The organism is Dyella sp. A6 (genome assembly GCF_036320485.1).
Classification (GTDB): domain Bacteria; phylum Pseudomonadota; class Gammaproteobacteria; order Xanthomonadales; family Rhodanobacteraceae; genus Rhodanobacter_A; species Rhodanobacter_A aluminiiresistens.
The window spans coordinates 2,652,536-2,671,809 of the sequence record NZ_CP132911.1 but is presented as its reverse complement, the minus strand read 5'-3'; the positions used below and the strand labels follow the sequence as shown (position 1 = coordinate 2,671,809).

General features: G+C 62.5%; 16 protein-coding genes and 1 tRNA gene. 14 read left to right on the top strand and 3 right to left on the bottom strand.

Annotated elements, in window-relative coordinates:
- Positions 1–721: 721 nt before the first annotated feature.
- On the top strand, positions 722–2,251 hold the full coding sequence (locus tag RA164_RS12040) for an MASE1 domain-containing protein (RefSeq protein ID WP_412731028.1): 1,530 nt from the start codon (positions 722–724) through the stop codon (positions 2,249–2,251).
- Positions 2,252–2,334: 83 nt separating this feature from the next.
- Here the strand turns inward: RA164_RS12040 and RA164_RS12035 are convergent, their stop codons facing one another.
- Both RA164_RS12035 and RA164_RS12030 read right to left on the bottom strand, forming a co-directional pair.
- Positions 2,335–3,300 (bottom strand): hypothetical protein, encoded by a 966-nt coding sequence (locus RA164_RS12035; protein ID WP_329741088.1) that lies wholly within the window; start codon positions 3,298–3,300, stop codon positions 2,335–2,337.
- 378 nt (positions 3,301–3,678) lie between these two features.
- Positions 3,679–4,686: an NAD-dependent epimerase gene (locus RA164_RS12030; protein WP_329741087.1), complete on the bottom strand. Its 1,008-nt coding sequence runs from the start codon at positions 4,684–4,686 to the stop codon at positions 3,679–3,681.
- Positions 4,687–5,046: 360 nt separating this feature from the next.
- On the opposite strand from RA164_RS12030, the gene RA164_RS12025 reads away from it, so the two are divergent.
- The 13 genes from RA164_RS12025 to RA164_RS11965 all read left to right on the top strand — a co-directional run bounded on the left by RA164_RS12025 (position 5,047) and on the right by RA164_RS11965 (position 17,597).
- A complete protein-coding gene (locus RA164_RS12025; RefSeq protein WP_329741086.1) occupies positions 5,047–6,270 on the top strand; it encodes a quaternary amine ABC transporter ATP-binding protein in 1,224 nt (407 codons plus the stop codon).
- Positions 6,267–7,121 carry an ABC transporter permease gene (locus tag RA164_RS12020; RefSeq protein WP_329741085.1) on the top strand — a complete coding sequence of 285 codons (855 nt, stop codon included), beginning with the start codon at positions 6,267–6,269 and terminating at the stop codon, positions 7,119–7,121. Before RA164_RS12025 ends, RA164_RS12020 begins: the two co-directional genes overlap by 4 nt.
- A 141-nt stretch (positions 7,122–7,262) precedes the next feature.
- Positions 7,263–8,177, top strand: coding sequence for a glycine betaine ABC transporter substrate-binding protein (locus RA164_RS12015; protein ID WP_329741084.1), 915 nt, complete (start codon positions 7,263–7,265; stop codon positions 8,175–8,177).
- A gap of 192 nt (positions 8,178–8,369) precedes the next feature.
- Entirely contained in the window at positions 8,370–9,674 is a 1,305-nt protein-coding gene (locus RA164_RS12010; RefSeq protein WP_329741083.1) for a carbohydrate porin, read from the top strand.
- A 262-nt stretch (positions 9,675–9,936) separates the two neighbouring features.
- Positions 9,937–11,838, top strand: coding sequence for a threonine--tRNA ligase (thrS, locus tag RA164_RS12005; protein ID WP_329741082.1), 1,902 nt, complete (start codon positions 9,937–9,939; stop codon positions 11,836–11,838).
- Positions 11,839–11,882: 44 nt separating this feature from the next.
- Complete coding sequence (infC, locus tag RA164_RS12000) at positions 11,883–12,410, top strand: translation initiation factor IF-3 (protein ID WP_329743541.1); 528 nt, start codon at positions 11,883–11,885, stop codon at positions 12,408–12,410.
- 230 nt (positions 12,411–12,640) lie between these two features.
- Positions 12,641–12,838 carry a 50S ribosomal protein L35 gene (gene rpmI, locus RA164_RS11995; RefSeq protein WP_026635107.1) on the top strand — a complete coding sequence of 66 codons (198 nt, stop codon included), beginning with the start codon at positions 12,641–12,643 and terminating at the stop codon, positions 12,836–12,838.
- Between the two features lie 18 nt (positions 12,839–12,856).
- Positions 12,857–13,216, top strand: a complete 360-nt coding sequence (gene rplT / locus RA164_RS11990; protein ID WP_329741081.1) for a 50S ribosomal protein L20 — start codon at positions 12,857–12,859, stop codon at positions 13,214–13,216.
- A 220-nt stretch (positions 13,217–13,436) separates the two neighbouring features.
- On the top strand, positions 13,437–14,432 hold the full coding sequence (gene pheS, locus RA164_RS11985; RefSeq protein WP_329741080.1) for a phenylalanine--tRNA ligase subunit alpha: 996 nt from the start codon (positions 13,437–13,439) through the stop codon (positions 14,430–14,432).
- Between the two features lie 19 nt (positions 14,433–14,451).
- Positions 14,452–16,830 carry a phenylalanine--tRNA ligase subunit beta gene (pheT, locus tag RA164_RS11980; RefSeq protein ID WP_329741079.1) on the top strand — a complete coding sequence of 793 codons (2,379 nt, stop codon included), beginning with the start codon at positions 14,452–14,454 and terminating at the stop codon, positions 16,828–16,830.
- Position 16,831: 1 nt separating this feature from the next.
- Positions 16,832–17,131 carry an integration host factor subunit alpha gene (gene ihfA, locus RA164_RS11975; RefSeq protein WP_329741078.1) on the top strand — a complete coding sequence of 100 codons (300 nt, stop codon included), beginning with the start codon at positions 16,832–16,834 and terminating at the stop codon, positions 17,129–17,131.
- Positions 17,112–17,468, top strand: a complete 357-nt coding sequence (locus RA164_RS11970) for a MerR family transcriptional regulator (RefSeq protein ID WP_329741077.1) — start codon at positions 17,112–17,114, stop codon at positions 17,466–17,468. Before ihfA ends, RA164_RS11970 begins: the two co-directional genes overlap by 20 nt.
- Positions 17,469–17,520: 52 nt before the next feature.
- Positions 17,521–17,597, top strand: a tRNA-Pro gene (locus RA164_RS11965).
- 72 nt (positions 17,598–17,669) lie between these two features.
- Here RA164_RS11965 and RA164_RS11960 read toward each other — a convergent pair.
- On the bottom strand, positions 17,670–19,271 hold the full coding sequence (locus tag RA164_RS11960) for a methyl-accepting chemotaxis protein (protein WP_329741076.1): 1,602 nt from the start codon (positions 19,269–19,271) through the stop codon (positions 17,670–17,672).
- Positions 19,272–19,274 lie beyond the last annotated feature (3 nt).

Genomic DNA, 19,274 nt, shown 5'->3' with positions numbered 1-19,274 from the left:
GCAAATTGCGGGATGCGCGCGTATCAAATGCGGCGCTGGACCTTGACCTGGGACTCGGTTTCCTGCCGTTCGTGCCATGCGGCATAGTCTTTGCTTGATCTACTGACGTAGACCGTCGAGTCGTTCAAGTCAGGGTGTTTGCAGAGTCAAGTCGTGAGGCGTGTCGGTCGTGCAACCAGGATTGTTGTACTGCGACGAAATGCTTTCGGTTGCTGGAGTGTCAGGTGTTGCCCGGGCGTTGCGCCACTGAATTTGGACCGGGGTGGCGCAGTACCTGAACGATCAGACATGCATGGCAAGGTCTTGTTTTTGATGGTTGATGATCTTTTTGTGTGCTGATTGAGTAGCGGCCGGCTGTGGTTCCAGCAAGATGTCCGAGCAAAAGGATGGGTAAGCATTTGTCGGTTTTCCTTTCTTTCGCTTGAGTCCTTTTGTTCACGAGTCCGTAGTCGGGGTCGGACGAGGCGCGAAGAGCTGGCAACTAGGAATAATCCAGGCTGCAGTGGTGAACTTTCGTCAGATGGATCACAAAAGTTGTGCGGGTCTGGAGTAGACTGTAGGTGCAAATATTTTTAACCATATTTTCACGAGTATTCGAGTTCGGTTCGCTGGGGGCGCTTGGGTAAGCGCTGGTTGTTTGCCAAAGGCTGCACGGGACAGGGGTTGGTCAATGGTGCGCTCAGAGTGGTGGCGTTTTTTTGGGGTGGCGCTGGCGTATGGCTTGGGTGTCACGCTGGTTCGTCAGATATCCATTTCACACTGGCTGATACTGGCGGGTGTGCACTTCGCTGTGCTTCTACTGTACCGATACCGGTACTGGCCGGCATTGGTGCTGGGTGAGGCGGTTTCGCTGATACCACTGGCGCTCACCTTCGAACACCAGTTCGGTAGCCTTTGGGCGATTCAGGTATTGGTGCCGTCGATCGTTTTCATGATGCCGATTGTTTATCTCTTTAGGCGATTTGCGCCAATTGAGGTTAAGGGGGGCATTAACGTGGGCCGTATGCTGGCGTGCTCCTTGATTCTCTCTGGAATCATGACGGTTCATAACTTCGGTGAAGTTGCGCTAATGAACTTGCCGAGCGGTTATAAGGTTAATGTTGTTCCTGTTGCCGCACGCTGGGTTCTCGGTAACTTTCTGGGCATTTTAACGGTCGTGCCTTTCGTGCTCGCTGTTTCTCAGTCAGGCCGTGTCGGGTCGTTACGGATTCTTTGGAATAAGTTACTCGCCAGCGCGGTGACGCGGGATGCTGCCTTTTCGTTGATTCCAGCATTACTTGTACTGATGTGGTTTGGCTGGATGCAGCCGAGTGTGCATTCACTCGTGCAGGCCGCCATGTTCCTTCCTGTCGTATGGATGGCATTGCGCCATGGGTGGATAGGGGCTGCCGTCGGGGGTATGTTTGCAAGCCTCGCTGTCATGACTCTCATGCCTGTGCGCGATGATGCAGGCACAATGCAGGCCGAAATCATTATTGCGTTCACTGTCAGTACCATGCTTTTGATTGGGGAGCAGGTTGCTGCGCTGCGTGGACGCGTTGAGCAGGAGCGAACGGATCTGAGGCTGACATTGGCCTTGGCTCAGCGCAATATTGCGTCAGGTGAGGCCCGGTTGAAAGTTGCTGCCCAGGGCTTGAATTACGTTCAAGAAACTGTTCGTTCCGGTTATCAGGTAATGATGGGGCGCCTTCGCTCAGTTCAGCCAATTCCGGATGAGCGTGGATACGGGCGTCAGGCGTTATTGGCTCAGGACCAGTTATATCGGTTAGCGGACTGCTTGCATCCGATAACGTGGCGAGACCGCGGGCTTGTTGCGGCATTGCAAGAAGGTCCGCTTGCTCGAATGCTTGAAGAATGCGGAGTAGCATATCGGTGTGATGTGCGTGGGCCGGTTGAGCAGCTCTCCAGTACGCTTCATTTGGCGATTTATCGGATCGTGGGCGAGGCGGTTGCAGGCTGGTGTGAATATAAGGATCTGCGTGAGATTGAATTGCGCCTACGTGCGGGAACTAGCGAGGGACGGAGGTGGGTCGTTCTGTCTTTGGTTGGGCTGAATTATTCATCCAGCGACAATCAAGTGCGTTGGGAAGAATTATTGCCGCGAGTCGAGCGTATTAGCAGCGGTCTGGGCTTGAGTGCGGTAAGGGATCGTGCTGCAACCTATGAGGGTTTTTGCCGGGAAAAGAGCTCGCACGGGTGGCGACGCCTGGCTGTCCTGATGTTGGACCCAATGGAGCCCGGCGAGAATTGATATCGCCCGCCGGGTCAAGCCATGTAGGCCGCTCTCGTCTGAGTCCGCGATGGAGCTCAGACGAGTTGTGGCGCTAAGCGGGGTCAGGCAGCGCTAGGCTCGACGATGTTCTTGCTGGCGCATTCGATCGGGTCGCAGTAAGGGGTGGTCTTGGTGACTACTGCGACGGTCTGGTCAGCACTGGGTGCGACGATATTCTTGCTGGCGCATTCGATCGGGTCGCAGTAAGGGGTGGTCTTGGTGACTACTGCGACGGTCTGGTCAGCACTGGGTGCGACGATATTCTTGCTGGCGCATTCGATCGGGTCGCAGTAAGGGGTGGTCTTGGTGACTACTGCGACGGTCTGGTCAGCATTGGGTGCGACGATGTTCTTGCTGGCGCACTCGATCGGGTCGCAGTAAGGGGTGGTCTTGGTGACTACGGCGACGGTCTGGTCAGCATTGGGTGCGACGATGTTCTTGCTGGCGCACTCGATCGGGTCGCAGTAAGGGGTGGTCTTGGTGACTACGGCGACGGTCTGGTCAGCACTGGGTGCGACGATGTTCTTGCTGGCGCACTCGATCGGGTCGCAGTAAGGCGTGGTGGCGACCACGGCGACGACTTGGTCAGCGCTGGAATTAACGATGTTCTTGCTGGCGCACTCAATCGGATCGCAATAAGGCGGTGTGGTCATTGCCAGAACCGGAGTCGTATGGTCCTTATTAGCGGCCTGGATCTCAGTCTTGCCATTGAACGATGTTGCTGTCATGGCCTTGGGCTGGAGAGTATTTGCTCGGGCTGAGGACTGGTCAATCGGCCGGGTAGTGAAGTGGCCGTTTTGCGTGCCGACCGCGCCCAGAATGTTTCCGTTGATATCGTTCACCTGGATGTATTTGATTCCATCACGGGTGAATACATAGGCGTGAAAGTTCGGGTTGGTGCTGACGTCGGCAGTATTTGGCTGTGACTGGCCGAGACCGTCGGGCGCGGGCTGAACGGCATAGGCTGCGCCGGTGAGTACGACCATCAGGCCTGCGAACAACGAAACACGCTGAAGAATGGCGTTCATGATAAATCCCCTTATTCGATAGTGATGTGGCGCCCGAAAAGGTGGGCAGCCGGAGCGTAACACTGTCAGAAAGTCAAGAGTTGTGACTGTGATACAGCTGGCAATCGGGGATACGGGGGGATTTACTGAGGTTATCGGGCGGAATTTGCCGATGCTGCGGGGCTGATCGGGCATTGTGGATCAGGTGCGCGCGATACCCGTTTCAGGTCGTGGGGACTGGTGAGTGAGCTCTATCCGGTGCCGTGTGGGCGCATGCGGCCGATGCATTCATGGGCATTGCGCCGATGAAATCAGTCGATTGTCGGGTAGCGATGACGGCGGCCGGTGCGGCGCCTTGCGCATATCCGCTGGGCGAGTGCCAGTTATGTCCTGTCCGCGTTATGTCCTGAAATAGCTGCGATACCAGTCCACGAAGCGGGCTACGCCTTGTTCGATTGACGTGTCGGGTGCGTAGCCGACTTCGCGGCGCAGTGCTGATGCATCTGCCCAGGTATCCGCGACGTCGCCCGGTTGCATCGGAAGCAGGCGCTTTTCGACGGTGCGACCAAGGTGCTCTTCCAGCAGCTCGATGAAGCGCATCAGTTGAACGGGCTGGTCGTTGCCGATGTTGTAGACGCGGTATGGGGCGCTGGATGTGCCGGGATTCGGTGCATCTGCGCGGTAGGCCGGATCAGGCTGGGCGGGGTGGTCCAGCGTGCGGATCACACCTTCGACGATGTCGTCGACATAAGTGAAGTCGCGGCTGTGATGACCGTAGTTGAAAACGTCGATCGGTTCGCCGCGGCTGATACGGTCGGCAAACAGCATCGGAGACATGTCTGGTCGGCCCCATGGGCCGTAGACGGTGAAGAAGCGCAGCCCGGTGGTGGGCAGGTTGTAGAGATGGCTGTAGCTGTGGGCCATCAGTTCGTTGGCTTTTTTGGTGGCTGCATACAGGCTCACCGGGTGATCGACCGCATCTTCGACAGCAAACGGCAGCTTGCGGTTGGCACCGTATACGGAACTGGATGAAGCGTAGACGAGGTGTTCGATTTCGTCGTGTCGACAGGCTTCGAGAATGTTGCCGAAACCCATCAGGTTGCTCTGCATATAAGCCTGGGGGTTCTTGAGCGAGTAACGCACTCCGGCCTGGGCGGCCAGGTTCACTACCCGCCGGGGCTTGAAGGTGGCGAAAGCTCTATTGATCGCCGCGCTGTCTGCCAGGTCGGTGCGCAGGTGGGTGTAGCCGGGGTGATCGGCAAAACGCGCCAGCCGTGCTTCTTTCAGTCTCGGGTCGTAGTAGTCGTTGTGGTTGTCGATGCCGAAGACCTCGTCACCTCGCGCGAGCAGGCGCTCGGCAAGCGCGGCGCCGATGAAGCCGGCGGTGCCGGTGACGAGGATACGCATGGATCTGTTCCGGTTGAGCGAGGAAGGGCGATTCTAGCGGCACGAGTTTGGCCGCACCTGTCGAAACGGCCCGGCCGCGAGCATGGGCATCTCTGGATGGTGGTCTGGATGACTTGCTGAGCGGTGGCGAAATGGCCTCGCGAGGGTGTCGCAAGGGCTATTGCAACGCCCATGAATTTGAGCTAACGAGCCTGTCCGGCTATACTGCTGCGACTCATTCTTCCAAACCTGGGCCGGCATGCAGGTCATGCCCTCGACCCTGGCGTCCTTTTGCCCAGCGTTTGTCCGTGGCGTTTCTGTTGAAGCGAAGCCACGCGGTCCCGCATTGCAATGCGGTGTCCCCATCCAGGCAAAGGAGCCATGCAGAAAATCAAGGTCGAACACCTCACCAAGGTTTTTGGGCCACACCCGGAGCAGGCATTGCGCATGCTCGACGAAGGCGTGGACAACGCGGGCATCCGCAAGACGGGGCATGCTGTCGGCATCGCCGATGTGTCATTCGACGTGGAGGAGGGCGAGCTGCTGGTGATCATGGGGCTCAGTGGCAGCGGCAAGTCCACCCTGCTGCGTTGCCTGAACCGGCTCAACACGCCGAGCCGCGGAAGCATCATTGTCGATGGCGAAGACATCACGCGTTACGACAACGAGCAACTGCTCGAGTTCCGCCGGCGCAAGATCAGCATGGTGTTCCAGCATTTCGCGCTGTTTCCACATCGTAGCGTGGCGGACAACGCGGGCTATGGACTCGAGGTGCAAGGTGTTGAAGCGGGCGAACGACGCGCGCGCGCCGTCGAGGCGCTGGAGCTGGTCGGCCTGAAGGGGTGGGAAGATGCACGTCCCAACCAGCTAAGTGGCGGCATGCAGCAACGTGTGGGCTTGGCGCGGGCGCTGGCGGTGAAGTCCGATATCCTGCTGATGGATGAGGCATTCAGCGCGCTCGATCCGTTGATCCGGCGCGACATGCAGCAGGAGCTTGCCTCGCTGCAGCGGCGCATGAAGAAGACCATTGTCTTCATCACGCACGACCTGGATGAAGCCCTGCAGATCGGCGATCGCATCGTGCTTATGAAGGACGGTCGCGTGGTGCAGATCGGTGCTCCCGAAGAGATTCTCAATCATCCGGCGAATGCCTACGTCGAGCGCTTCGTGGAGAACGTCGACATGTCGCGCGTGCTGACCGCACAGTCGGTGATGGGGCGTGCGCGTGAACTGGCACACCCGCAGGATGGACCGCGTACGGTCCTGCGCAAGATGACCGAAAGCAGCGACACCAGCGTATTGGTGGTCGAGCGCGATCACACCTTGCTGGGCGCGGTGACGCTGGACGCGTTGGACGCGGCGGTGCGTGAGGGACGCAAGGACATCGGTGATCTGATCCAGCGTGACTCGCCATCGGTCGGCCCGGAGACGCCGCTGACCGACATCATCAACCTCATGGCCGAATGGCCGTATCGCCTGCCGGTGGTGGATGGGCAGCGCAAGCTGCTGGGTGTGGTGACCCGGCCGCGCGTAATCAACGCGCTGGCGCAAAGCCGTGCGCATGATTCTGCTGTCGAGCCGGCGGAAAGGAGTGTGGGCGCATGAACTTCACTATTCCGAAATTGCCGCTGGCGCATGGCATCGACATCGCACTCGATTGGCTCACCGTGCATATCGCCTTCATCACCAAGGCGTTCAGTCATGTGATCTCGATCCTGATTGACGCCCTGGTCCATGCCTTGCTGTGGCTGCCGCCGTGGCTCTTGATCGTCGTGGTCGCCCTGTTGGCGTGGCGTGTGTCGGGCTGGAAGGTCGCGCTAGGCAGTCTGCTGGGCCTGTTGTTGTTGTGGAACCTGCGGTTGTGGCCGGCCACGGTGGAAACGTTCACCCTGGTGCTGATCTCCACGCTGATCGCGGTGGCGATCGGTCTTCCGCTGGGTATTGCTGCCGCGTTGAGCACGCGTACATCCCGCGTGGTGATGCCCGTGCTGGATTTCATGCAGACCATGCCGGCGTTCGTGTACCTGATACCGGCGATTCCGTTCTTCGGTCTCGGAGCGGTGTCGGCCAGCGTGGCGACGGTGATCTTCGCCACTCCACCGACCATCCGGCTTACGGCGCTGGGTATCCGGCAGGTGCCGAAGGATCTGATCGAAGCGGCCGATGCGTTCGGTTCGACCCGGCGGCAGAAGCTGTTCAAGGTGCAGCTGCCGATGGCCGTGCCGACCATCATGGCCGGCGTCAACCAGACCATCATGCTGTCGCTGTCGATGGTGGTGATCGCTGCGATGATCGGTGCCGGCGGCCTTGGCGGCGTCGTCTGGCGCGCGATCCAACGGCTTGAGCCGGGTCAGGGCTTCGAGGCCGGCATCGCCATCGTCATTCTCGCCATGATCCTCGACCGGATCACCCAACGTATCGGGCGCAGCCCGTCCGCCAAGGAGGCTGGCCGCTAAACGGTCAAGCCTCGATCCCGTCAGCGATCACGGTTGCCGCCTGGTACCCGGGACGCAGCGGGCCTTCGCGGCATGAGCGGTTTCTAGCGGTTGGTCGTCCGATCCGCGATGTCATCGCGGAACCGTCAAAGGAGATATCCAATGGGAATTCACAAGAATCGTCTGCGCGCGGCCGTTGTCGGCGTGCTTGCGGCCGCGACGCTGGCCGCATGCTCGTCGGGCCAGAACGCATCGTCGAGCCAGGGTTCGACACCTGAGGCCGGGCACGCGTCCAAGACGGTCAAGCTGGTTTATGTCGAGTGGTCCAGTTGTACCGCTGCAACCCACGTGGTGCAGGCTGCACTCGAACAGCAGGGTTACAAGGTCGATGCCCTTTCGGTCAGCGGTGCGGCGATGTACTCGGCGATCGCCAATGGCGATGCCGATGCCACCGTCTGCGCGTGGCTGCCCAGCACACAGGCCAACTATTACGCGCGGACCAAGGACAAGCTGGACAATCTCGGTCCGAACATGGCCGGTACGAAGATCGGTCTGGTCGTGCCTGACTACGTCAGCATCGACTCCATCGACCAGCTTGCGGCCAACGCCGACAAGTTCCAGGACCAGATCATCGGCATCGACCCCGGCGCGGGCGAGATGGGCATCACGCAGAAAGCCATTGCTGATTACAAGCTTCCGCTGAAGCTGGTCGATGGCAGTGGTGCGACCATGACGGCGGCGCTCAAGAACGCCATCGACAACCATCAGTGGATCGTGGTGACCGGTTGGACCCCGCACTGGATGTGGGCTCGCTGGAAGCTGAAATATCTGGCTGATCCGCAGGGTGTGTTCGGTCATACCGAGAACATCGACACGCTGGCACGCAAGGGGCTGAAGAAGGACATGCCGGGTGCGTGGCGCATCCTCGACGGGTTCCACTGGACCCCCGCGGAGATGCAGCAGGTGATGGCCGCGAACCAGAAGGAAGGCGCCGACCCGGCAGCCAATGCCGGGCAGTGGGTCAAGGCGCATCCGCAGCAGGTTGCTGCCTGGGTGGCGGATACGCCCGCCCCGTAAATCTGCCCGGCCCACACGGGCCGGGTTTTGATCGCGTCACTCCCGCTGTCCGCCAGGGACGGCGCGGGTGGTCGCGTGCCGAAAGCAGGTGCGCGACGTGACGACGCTTTCGTATTGCATGTTTCAGAGAGGGATAGACCGATGAACTTCAAACCGTTGGCATGCGCCGTCGCCATTGGGCTCGGCGTGTGCATGGCTGCACCATCGCAAGCGGCACAGGACACGGCCGGCAAGGGTGACCAGACGGCACGCATGGCCGCCATGCAGGCGCAGATCGACACCCTGCAGCGCGAACTCAATGCCATGAAGCAGCATCAGGCCGAGCAGGACAAGGTCACCGCCAAGGCGGTGGCCACCTCGACCGAGGCCACCCAGGTCGCGGCATCCGCCAAGGCCGATGCCGACACCGCCAAGGCAGGTAGCAACAAGGCCTCGAAGGAAGGCATCAAACTGGGTGGCGCCGTGCGCTTCCAGTACAGCCGGGAGGGTTACAACAAGGGCAATCGTCGTCGTCGTGGCGATATGGACTTCGACATCTTCCGGCTCGACCTGAATGGTTCGATCGGTCATGTGCTGCTGTCCGCACAGTACCGCTGGTTCCAGTACATGAGCGCCATCCAGCATGCCTGGGTCGGTTACAAGTTCACGCCCAGGGACGAAGGACAACTGGGCATCACGCGTGTGCCGTTCGGCAACCAGCCGTACGACTCGCACAGCTACTTCTTCAGTTCCAACTATTACCTTGGGCTGGAAGACAGCTACCAGATGGGTGCGCTGTACGTGCACAAGGGCGACCCGTGGAATGTGCAGATCGGCTTCTTCAAGAACGACTCGATGGGCGGTGTCGACGGCTACGTCAGCAACCGGGCCGACAGCTACACCTATAACGTGGTGGGCTGGCGCGGTGCTGGCGAGGGCACGTACGCCGATCCGCAACATCCGATCGGCGTGGCCAATACCGGTGCCGCGCGGGTTGCCTATACCTTCCACCCGGCGCAGGGCGGTTCGGTCGAAGTCGGTGCGTCGGCATTGAACGGCAGCCTGGAAAACAGCATCCGGCAGGTCGGTCACTACGACGCCGAGGCGCTGCATACGAACGCGAACTTCGGTCGCTGGAACCTGCAACTGGAGGCCGCCCGCTACGCCTATCACGTGAACGGCGGCGCCACACGCCTGGCGGTAGGGGCCTATGCGTTCTACGACTCCATTGCCGCGCGGGCACATACGTATACCGGCAACATCGCCTACAAGCTTCCGGTTTCGTGGGGACCCGTCACCGCGCTGACGTTCTACAACGACTACTCGCTGGTGAACCGCAAGTCGGGCGGGCTTCCGAATACCTGGATGAACGTCACTGGCGTGTCGGTGGCCGCAGGTGGGCTGTTCACCTATTTCGACTTCGTCACGGCGCGCAACCAGCCGTTCATTGGCGGCAGCATGGCGGGTGACGGCAAGATGGAGCACCGCATCAACATCAACTTCGGTTATTACTTCTGAAGTGACTGCCAGCCCGGCCGGTGGCGTTGACAGCCCGTCCCGGCCGGGCTAGCTTTCTGCCTTTGCGATACATGAGCGAAGGTGGCCCGCAGTTGCCTGCCGGCCGAGTGTGCGACATGGAAACTAGCCGACTCCATTTTTGATGCCGTGCGCAAGGCCTGAGCTTGTCGAAGGGCGCCGCGCGCCCTTTTTTGTGGCCGTCTCCCGGCCTTTTTCCAAGGTTTAGACCGCCCTTTCGGGCGGTGCAGCAGGCAGAATCAACATGATCGAGATCACGCTACCCGACGGCAGCAAGCGGCCGTTCGACCATCCCGTCTCCGTGCAGGACGTGGCCGCTTCCATTGGTGCGGGCCTGGCCAAGGCCACGCTGGCCGGCAAGGTCGACGGCCTGCTGGTGGACGCCAGCTTTCCCATCGACCACGACGCCAGCCTCGAGATCGTCACCGAAAAGAGTCCCGATGCGCTGGAGATCCTGCGCCACTCCACCGCGCATCTGCTGGCGCAGGCGGTGCAGCGCCTGTATCCGGGCGCGCAGGTCACCATCGGCCCGGTGATCGAGAACGGCTTCTACTACGACTTCGCCTACGAACGCCCCTTCACGCCCGATGATCTGGAGAAGATCGAGGCGGAGATGCACAAGATCGTGAAGGAAGCCCTGCCGGTGACGCGCAGCGTCAAGTCGCGCGACGACGCGGTGGCTTTCTTCCGTGGACTGGGCGAGTCGTACAAGGCCGAGATCATCGAGTCGATTCCGGCCAACGAGGCGCTGTCGCTGTATACGCAGGGCGAGTTCACCGACCTGTGTCGTGGCCCGCACGTGCCCAACACCGGCAAGCTGCGCGCCTTCAAGCTGATGAAGGTGGCTGGCGCCTACTGGCGTGGCGACAGCAACAACGCCATGCTGACCCGCATCTACGGCACCGCCTGGCTCAACGACAAGGACCTCAAGGCCTACCTGCACCAGCTGGAAGAAGCGGAAAAGCGCGACCACCGCAAGATCGGCAAGGCGCTGGACCTGTTCCACCAGCAGGAAGAAGGCCCGGGCATGGTGTTCTGGCACCCGCGCGGCTGGGCGATCTGGCAGCAGGTCGAGCAGTACATGCGCAACGTGTACAAGAAGAGCGGCTACCAGGAAGTGCGTTGCCCGCAGGTCCTGGACGTCTCGCTGTGGAAGAAGTCCGGCCACTGGGACAACTACGCCGAGAACATGTTCTTCACCGAGTCCGAAAAGCGCACCTACGCGCTGAAGCCGATGAACTGCCCCGGCCATGTGCAGATCTTCAATGCCGGCCTGCACAGCTATCGCGACTTGCCGATCCGCTACGGCGAATTCGGTGGCTGTCACCGCAACGAACCCTCCGGGGCGCTGCACGGCATCATGCGCGTGCGTGCGTTCACCCAGGACGACGGCCACGTGTTCTGCACCCCTGAGCAGATCGAGCCGGAGGTCACCGCGTTCCATCGCCAGGCGATGCAGGTCTACGGCGATTTCGGTTTCGACAACATCGCCCTGAAGATCGCCCTACGCCCGGACAAGCGGATCGGTTCCGACGCGGTCTGGGACAAGGCCGAGGAGGCGCTGCGCGCCGCGCTGCGTTCGGCCGGGGTCGAATGGGAAGAGCTGCCGGGCGAGGGCGCGTTCTACGGTCCGAAGATCGAGTACCACATGAAGGATTCGATCGGGCGGGCCTGGCAGGTCGGCACCATGCAGGTGGATTTCATGATGCCCGAGCGCCTGGGCGCCGAGTATGTGGACGAGCACAGCCAGCGCCAGCATCCGGTGATGCTGCACCGGGCCATCGTGGGCTCGATGGAGCGCTTCATCGGCATCCTGATCGAACACCACGCGGGCAACCTGCCGGCCTGGCTGGCGCCGGTGCAAGCGGTGGTGCTCAATATCACCGATGCGCAGTCCGCGTATGCCGCCGAAGTGGCGCAAGCCCTTGTCGACAAAGGCTTCCGGGTCGAGGCTGATTTGCGCAACGAAAAGGTCGGCTATAAAATCCGCGAACATACGTTGCAGAAGGTTCCATACCAGCTCGTGGTCGGTGACCGCGAGAGGGATGCTGGGGCCGTTTCTGTGCGTACCCGTACCGGCGAAGACCTGGGCAGCATGCCGCTGGCCGCCTTCGTGGAACGGCTGGAGACCGAGACGCGGCGCTGAGAAGCCCGTCCGGTCGTCATCAACTTCTTCTGGAGGATAGTGGTATCGCCACCACCGACAACAAGGGCAACCGCCGCAACCATGAAATCCGCGTCCCGCGCGTACGCGTGATCGGCCCGGATTCCGAGCAGCTCGGCATTCTTTCGCGCGACGACGCGCTGCGGGCTGCCGAGGAAGCCGGTCTCGACCTAGTCGAGATCCAGCCGAACGGCGATCCGCCGGTCTGCCGCATCATGGACTATGGCAAGTACAAGTTCGAAGCCCAGAAGAAGGCCCAGGCCGCCAAGAAGAAGCAGAAGCAGGTCGAGATCAAGGAAGTGAAGTTCCGTCCGGTCACGGACGTGGGCGACTACCAGATCAAGCTGCGCAACATGCTTCGCTTCCTCGAAGAGGGCGACAAGGTCAAGGTCACCATCCGCTTCCGCGGTCGCGAAATGTCCCACCAGGACCTCGGCCAGGCCCTGGCCAAGCGGATCCAGGAGGACGTGGGCGAGAACGGCCAGGTGGAGTCCTTCCCCCGGCTGGAAGGGCGCCAGATGGTCATGATGATCGGCCCCAAGAAAAAGCAGTAAGGCGAACGGCGGCCCTCGGGTCGCCGTTTTGCATGGCGCGCCGGGCCGGTTCCGCCTAGGCGGGCCTGCCGGCGAGGCAGCCCGGTCAAGGGGCTAGCCTTGGCGGCCATTTCTCCGTAGAATTGCTGGTTCGACCCGCCAGGATGGGTCGTGAACCGATCATGGCAGGAAGGAAAGCGTGGCCCAGGCCGCCGCCAGATCAGTCAGAAACCAGGATACGGAGCATTTCCATGCCCAAGATCAAGACCAACCGGGCGGCGGCGAAGCGTTTTCGCAAGACCGCGTCGGGCAAGTTCAAGGCAGGCCACGCCTTCAAGTCGCACATTCTGACCAAGAAGTCGACCAAGCGTAAGCGCAACCTGCGCGCCACCAACCACGTGAAGGCATGCGACACCAAGGGTGTGGCCCGCATGCTGCCGTACGTCTAAGGCGAGGAGGAAAACACCATGGCTCGTGTAAAGCGTGGCGTCACCGCCCGTCGTCGTCACAAGAAGATCATCGGCCGCGCGAAGGGTTACTACAACGCCCGTCGCAAGGTCTTCCGCGTAGCGAACCAGGCCGTCATCAAGGCCGGTCAGTACGCCTATATCGGCCGCAAGCAGAAGAAGCGCCAGTTCCGCGCCCTGTGGATCCAGCGCATCAACGCTGCAGCACGTCAGTTCGGCCTGTCCTACAGCCGCCTGATCAACGGCCTGAACAAGGCCGGCATCGTGGTGGACCGCAAGGTGCTTGCGGACATCGCCGTGCACGACATCAAGGCGTTTGGCGCCATCGCGGAAAAGGCGAAGGCCAGCCTGGCCGCTTGATCGTCGTTCACTGACGATATGATGTGAATCAAGCGGGGAGAAGGCCAGCGCCTTCTCCCCGTTTTTATTTGGCATTTCATTGGGCAGGTTTTATTGGGCCAGGCGCATCCGGCGTCCGTATTTCCGGCCGTCCGATTCGGACGTGGCGTCGGCGCAATAGCCGCCTTGCATACCGGTTCCCTCTCCAGCGGGACGAGGGGTAAGAAGCGAGAATCGCACGATGGACGATCTGGAAACCCGCGCCGCAGACGCGCAGGCTGAAATCGACGGGGCGGAGACGCTCGACGCGCTGGAGGCACTGCGCGTCGGTCTGCTCGGCAAGAGCGGCATCGTTACCGCCGCGCTGAAGGCACTGGGTGCACTGGCGCCGGACGAGCGCAAGGCGCGCGGCGCGGAAGTGAACCAGGTCAAGCAGCGCCTGGCCGACGCGCTCGCCGTCCGCAAGCATGTGCTGGAGCAGGCCGAGCTCGATCGACGGCTGGCCTCCGAGACCATCGATATCACCCTGCCGGGGCGCGACGGCGAACGCGGCGGCATCCACCCGGTCACCCGCGCCCTGGAACGCATCGCGTCGATCTTCGCGCGGCTGGGTTACCAGCGTGCCGACGGTCCGGAGATCGAGGACGACTGGCACAACTTCGAGGCGCTGAACTTTCCGCCGCACCACCCGGCGCGCGCCATGCACGACACGTTCTACTTCGGCGACGGGCGCCTGCTGCGCACGCATACCTCGCCGGTGCAGATCCGCTCGATGGCCGGTCGGCAGCCGCCGATCCGTATCATTGCGCCGGGCAAGGTCTATCGCAGCGACTCGGATCAGACCCATTCGCCGATGTTCCACCAGATCGAGGGTCTGCTGGTCGACGAGACCTCCAGCTTCGCCGATCTCAAGGGCACCCTGGCCGAATTCATCCGGGCATTCTTCGAGCGCGATTTCGAAATGCGCTTCCGTCCCAGTTACTTTCCCTTCACCGAACCCTCGGCTGAGGTGGACATCCGCTGGGAGACGAAGGACGGCGAGTCCCGCTGGCTGGAGGTGCTCGGCTGCGGCATGGTGCATCCCAATGTGCTGAAGAACTGCGGCATCGACCCGGAGCGCTATACCGGCTTCGCCTTCGGCCTGGGCGTGGAACGCTTCGCCATGCTGCGCTATGGCGTCTCGGACCTGCGCGCGTTCTTCGAGAACGACCTGCGCTTCCTCAAGCAGTTCGCGTAAACCGGCTAGGGCATACACGATGAAATTTTCCGAAAACTGGTTGCGCGAGCTGGTCGACATCACTGCCAGCCGCGCCGAGCTGGCCCACGCCCTGACCATGGCCGGGCTGGAAGTGGAAGAACTGACCCCGCTGGGCGAACAGCTCGACGGCGTGGTAGTGGCGATGATCGTCGCTGCCGAGAAGCATCCACAGGCCGATCGCCTGCAGGTCTGCAAGGTGGATGCAGGGCAGGGCGAGCCGCTGCAGATCGTGTGCGGCGCGCCGAATGCACGCGTCGGCATCAAGGTGCCGTTGGCGATGGTCGGTGCCAGCCTGCCGGGCGGTATTGCGATCAAGGCCGCCAAGCTGCGTGGCGTGGAGTCGTCGGGCATGCTGTGCTCGGCGAAGGAGCTGGGCATCGACAACGATGCGTCCGGTCTGCTGGAGCTGCCGCACGATGCGCCGGTCGGCCAATCGCTGGCCACCTACCTGGGGTTGCCCGATGCCAGCATCGAACTGAAGCTCACGCCGAACCGGCCCGACTGCCTGGGTCTACATGGCCTGGCCCACGACGTGGCAGCCCTGTTCGGCAGCCGGGTTAAGGCTGCCGAACAGGGCGCGGCATCGGTCACCGGTACGGCGCGGCGCGGCATCCGCCTCGAGGCCGGCAAGGATGCGCCGCGCTACCTGGGCCGTGTCGTGGAAGGTATCGACGCGACGGCACCGACGCCGCTGTGGCTGGCCGAACGGCTGCGTCGTGCCGGACTGCGCCCGATCAGTGCCGTGGTCGACGTCACCAACTACGTCATGCTGGAACTGGGGCAGCCACTGCATGCCTTCGACAACGATGCACTGCAGGGCGATATCGTGGTGCGCCATGCGCGCGCAGGCGAGTCGTTGAAGCTGCTTGATGGCAGCGAGGCTGCGCTTGACCAGGGCTTCCTGTTGATCGCCGACGACAGCAAGGCCCTGGCGGTGGCCGGCGTGATGGGCGGATTCGATTCGCGTGTCACCGATGCCACGCACAATGTCTTCCTGGAGGCGGCACATTTCGCGCCGGCCGCGATCATGGGGCGTGCGCGCAAGCTAGGCCTGCATACCGATGCTTCGCACCGCTTCGAGCGCGGGGTCGATCCCGCGTTGCCGCAGCGCGCGCTGGAGCGTGCCACCGAGCTGCTGCTGGCGATCGCTGGCGGCAAGGCCGGTCCCGTGCTGGTTGCCGAGAACCCGGCCGACCTGCCGCGGCCGGTGGCTGTGCCGTTGCGCCGCGCACGCCTGCGTCGCGTGCTGGGCGTGGACGTTGCCGATGCCGAAGTCGAGCGCATCTTCACCGCGCTGGGCATGCAGGTGACGGCGGCCACCGAGGGCTGGCAGGTGATCGCCCCGAGCAGCCGTTTCGACATCGAGCGCGAAGAGGACCTGATCGAGGAAGTGGCGCGTATTTTCGGTTATGACCGGATTCCGACTGCGACTCCGGACGGTGCCCTGGCCCTGGCGATCGAACCGGAGGCGCGCATCGGCGAGCTGGCGTTGCGCGAACAGCTTGCCGCGCGTGGCTATTACGAGGCGGTGAATCTGTCCTTTGTCGCGCCCGAACTGCTGGGGCGCTGGGGGCTGGACGGGCAGGGCGTGCCGCTGGCCAATCCGCTGTCGGCCGATCTGGCGGTGATGCGCCCCTCGCTGCTGCCGGGCCTGATCGAGGCCCTGCGCCGCAACCGCGCGCGTCAGCAGGAACGGGTCCGCCTGTTCGAGGTGGCGCGGGTGTTCGCGGCCGGCGATCCGCCGCTGGAAACGCCCAGTCTGGCCATCGCCGCCTGTGGCTCCGCCCGTACCGAACAGTGGGGCGAACCCGCCCGTGCGCTGGACTTCTACGACCTCAAGGGTGACCTGGACGCGCTGATCGCCTGGGGCGGCGAGCCGCACAGCTGGCGCCTCGAAGCCGACGACCTGCCCGGCTGGCTGCATCCGGGGCGCGGGGCGCGGATCGTGCGCGACGATGTGACCGTGGGCTACCTGGGCGCATTGCATCCACAGTTGGCCAAGTCGCTCGACCTCGGGCCTGATGCCCATGTGCTCGAAGTGGCGCTGGAGCCGCTGCTGGCCCGTCGCCTGCCGCAGGCGCAGGCGGTGCCGCGTTTCCCCTCGGTCCGCCGCGATATCGCGGTGGAAGTGCCCGAACAGATGAGCTGGTCACGGATCGAGGGGGCGGTTCGCAGCACCCTTGGCGATGTGCTCAAGGAACTCTGCCTGTTCGATCGCTACAGCGGCAAGGGCGTCGAAAACGGGCGCAAGAGTCTCGCTATGGGCTTGATTTTGCAGGACGCATCACGCACGCTTACCGACGAAGACGCGGACCGGTTCGTGCGTGACGCGGTCACGGCGTTGGAGAAGACATGCATGGCACGATTGCGAGGATAAGATGGCGCTGACCAAGGCGGAGATGGCCGAGCGCCTGTTTCTAGAGGTGGGCCTCAACAAGCGGGAAGCCAAGGAATTCGTAGACGCTTATTTCGAAGTGGTGCGCGAAGCCTTGGAACGGGGGGAGCAGGTGAAGCTGTCGGGCTTCGGCAATTTCGACCTGCGCGAGAAAAACCAGCGTCCCGGGCGTAATCCCAAGACCGGCGAAGAGATTCCGATCTCCGCCCGTCGAGTGGTGACGTTCCGACCCGGGCAAAAACTCAAGGTGCGAGTCGAGAGCTATGCTGGACCAAGGGAATAACACCGAACTGCCAGCCATTCCGGCGAAGCGCTACTTCACCATCGGTGAGGTCAGCGAGCTTTGCGGGGTCAAGCCGCATGTCCTGCGCTACTGGGAACAGGAATTCCCCGCGCTGAACCCGGTCAAGCGTCGCGGCAACCGCCGGTATTACCAGCGCCATGATGTGCTGATGATCCGCCAGATCCGCTCGCTGCTGTACGACGAAGGTTTCACCATCACCGGTGCCCGCGCGCGGCTGGAAGGCCCGCAGGCCCGCATGGAGGCGAGCATGTCGCATCAGATCGTGCGCCAGGTACGGATGGAGCTCGAGGAAGTGCTGAGCCTGCTGAAGCGCTGAGTCTTCCGCAGGAGTTGTTCGAGCTGCTAGACTTGCCAGCTCACTGTTTCGTCGGGGCGTAGCGCAGCCTGGTAGCGCATTTGCCTGGGGGGCAAAGGGTCGTCGGTTCGAATCCGGCCGCCCCGACCAATCAGCTGGGAAACATGAAAACGGCGCCCTGCGGCGCCGTTTTTGTTTTTTGTCGTGGCGCCGGGTAGGGCGTCAGGCGGCCTTGGCCTGGGCTGTATCGTCGTTGACTTTGAAGAAGGCGACGCTTTCGACCAGTGCGCTGGCGCGGACCTGCACGGCGTCAGCCGCCGCTGCGGCCTGTTCGACCAGGGCGGCATTGCTCTGGGTGACTTCGTCCATCTGGCTGATGGCGCGATTCACCTGCTGGATACCTGAAGCCTGTTCCTGGCTTTGCGAGGAGATCGACCCGACGGTGCCGGCCACTTCGCCGACACTGTCCAGCAGTTTGCCGACCATCGATTCGGCATGGCCGAGCATGCGTGTCCCGCCGTCGATGATGGTGACCGATTCCTCGATCAGGGCCTTGATCTCGTCGGAGGCCGAACGCGAGCTGCGCGCAAGCGCCTGCACCTCGGACGCGACCACGTTGAAGCCCTTGCCGGCCTCGCCGGCCCGGGCGGCCTCGACCGCGGCGTTCAGTGCCAGGATGTGGGTCTGGCTGGCGATACGCGCCATGGTCTCGGTGATCTCGTTGATGCGGCTGGATACGCCCTGCACCTGCGACATGGCGTCCACGGCCTCGCTCATCGCCATGCCGCTCTGGCGCGCCACGTCCGATGCCGAAGTGGCGAGCCGGCTCGCTTCATGCGCACGTGTGGCATTGGCGTTGACGCTGCCGGTGAATTCCTGCATCGATGCGGTGGTTTCCTCGAGCGCCGCGGCCTGCTCGCTGGTGCGGGCGGAGAGGTCCTGGTTGCCGCTGGCGATCTGGCGCGTGGAAAGGGAAATTTCCTGCGACCCCTTGCGGATCGAACCGACGACCCCGGACAACTGGCCGATCATGCTGTCGAGGGCTTCCAGCAACTGGCCGGTCTCGTCGCGACTGTCTGCCTGTATCCGCGTCCGCAGGTCGCCTCCGGCCACGGCCCTGGCGACTTTGACGGCACGTCCGATCGGTGCCGTGATGCTGTAGGCCAGCAGCCAGATCAGCAGACTGCAGGCGATCAGCGCGCAGAGCGCCACCGCGACCAGCAGCGTCGAGGCGCTGCGATAGGCCTGCTGGCTCTGCAGGTCGATCTGGTGGATCGTTCTGGCGGCCTGCTTCTTCATACCCGCGACGAGTGCATCAATGGCGTCCGTTGGAGGACGGTCCATGCCCTTGACCAGGGAGTCCACGACGTGGACGCTGTCCGGTTTGTTCCGGTCGAAGTGCTGCAACGCGTCGTCGTAGCGCTTCTGCAGCACGGCGTGCGTGGCCAGTGCCGCGTCGACGCCCTTGGCGTCGAGGCCGAGTGCAAGCATCTGTTTCTTAAGCGATTCAAGGTCGGCGTCCACCGCCTTGCTGCGTCTCATGAAGTCGCCGTGATACTTGCCGAAGTCGGCCGGATTGGCGCCGCGTAGCAGGGTGTCTTTCCAGTTCTGTACCTGCTTCTTGAAGTCGACCTGTGCCAGGCGGGCCGTGTCGACCGCTTTGGCATAGGCGGCAGCGGTGCGCGCGGATACCTGCTGCAGGTTATGTGTGCGGGCAAGGCCCCGCCAGCCGCCGAGGGCAACCAGGGCGGTGGCCAGCAGCATGATCAGGCCGAGCAGGGCAAGCCGGAGACCGATACGAAGGTCACGAAAACGAAAACTCATGGG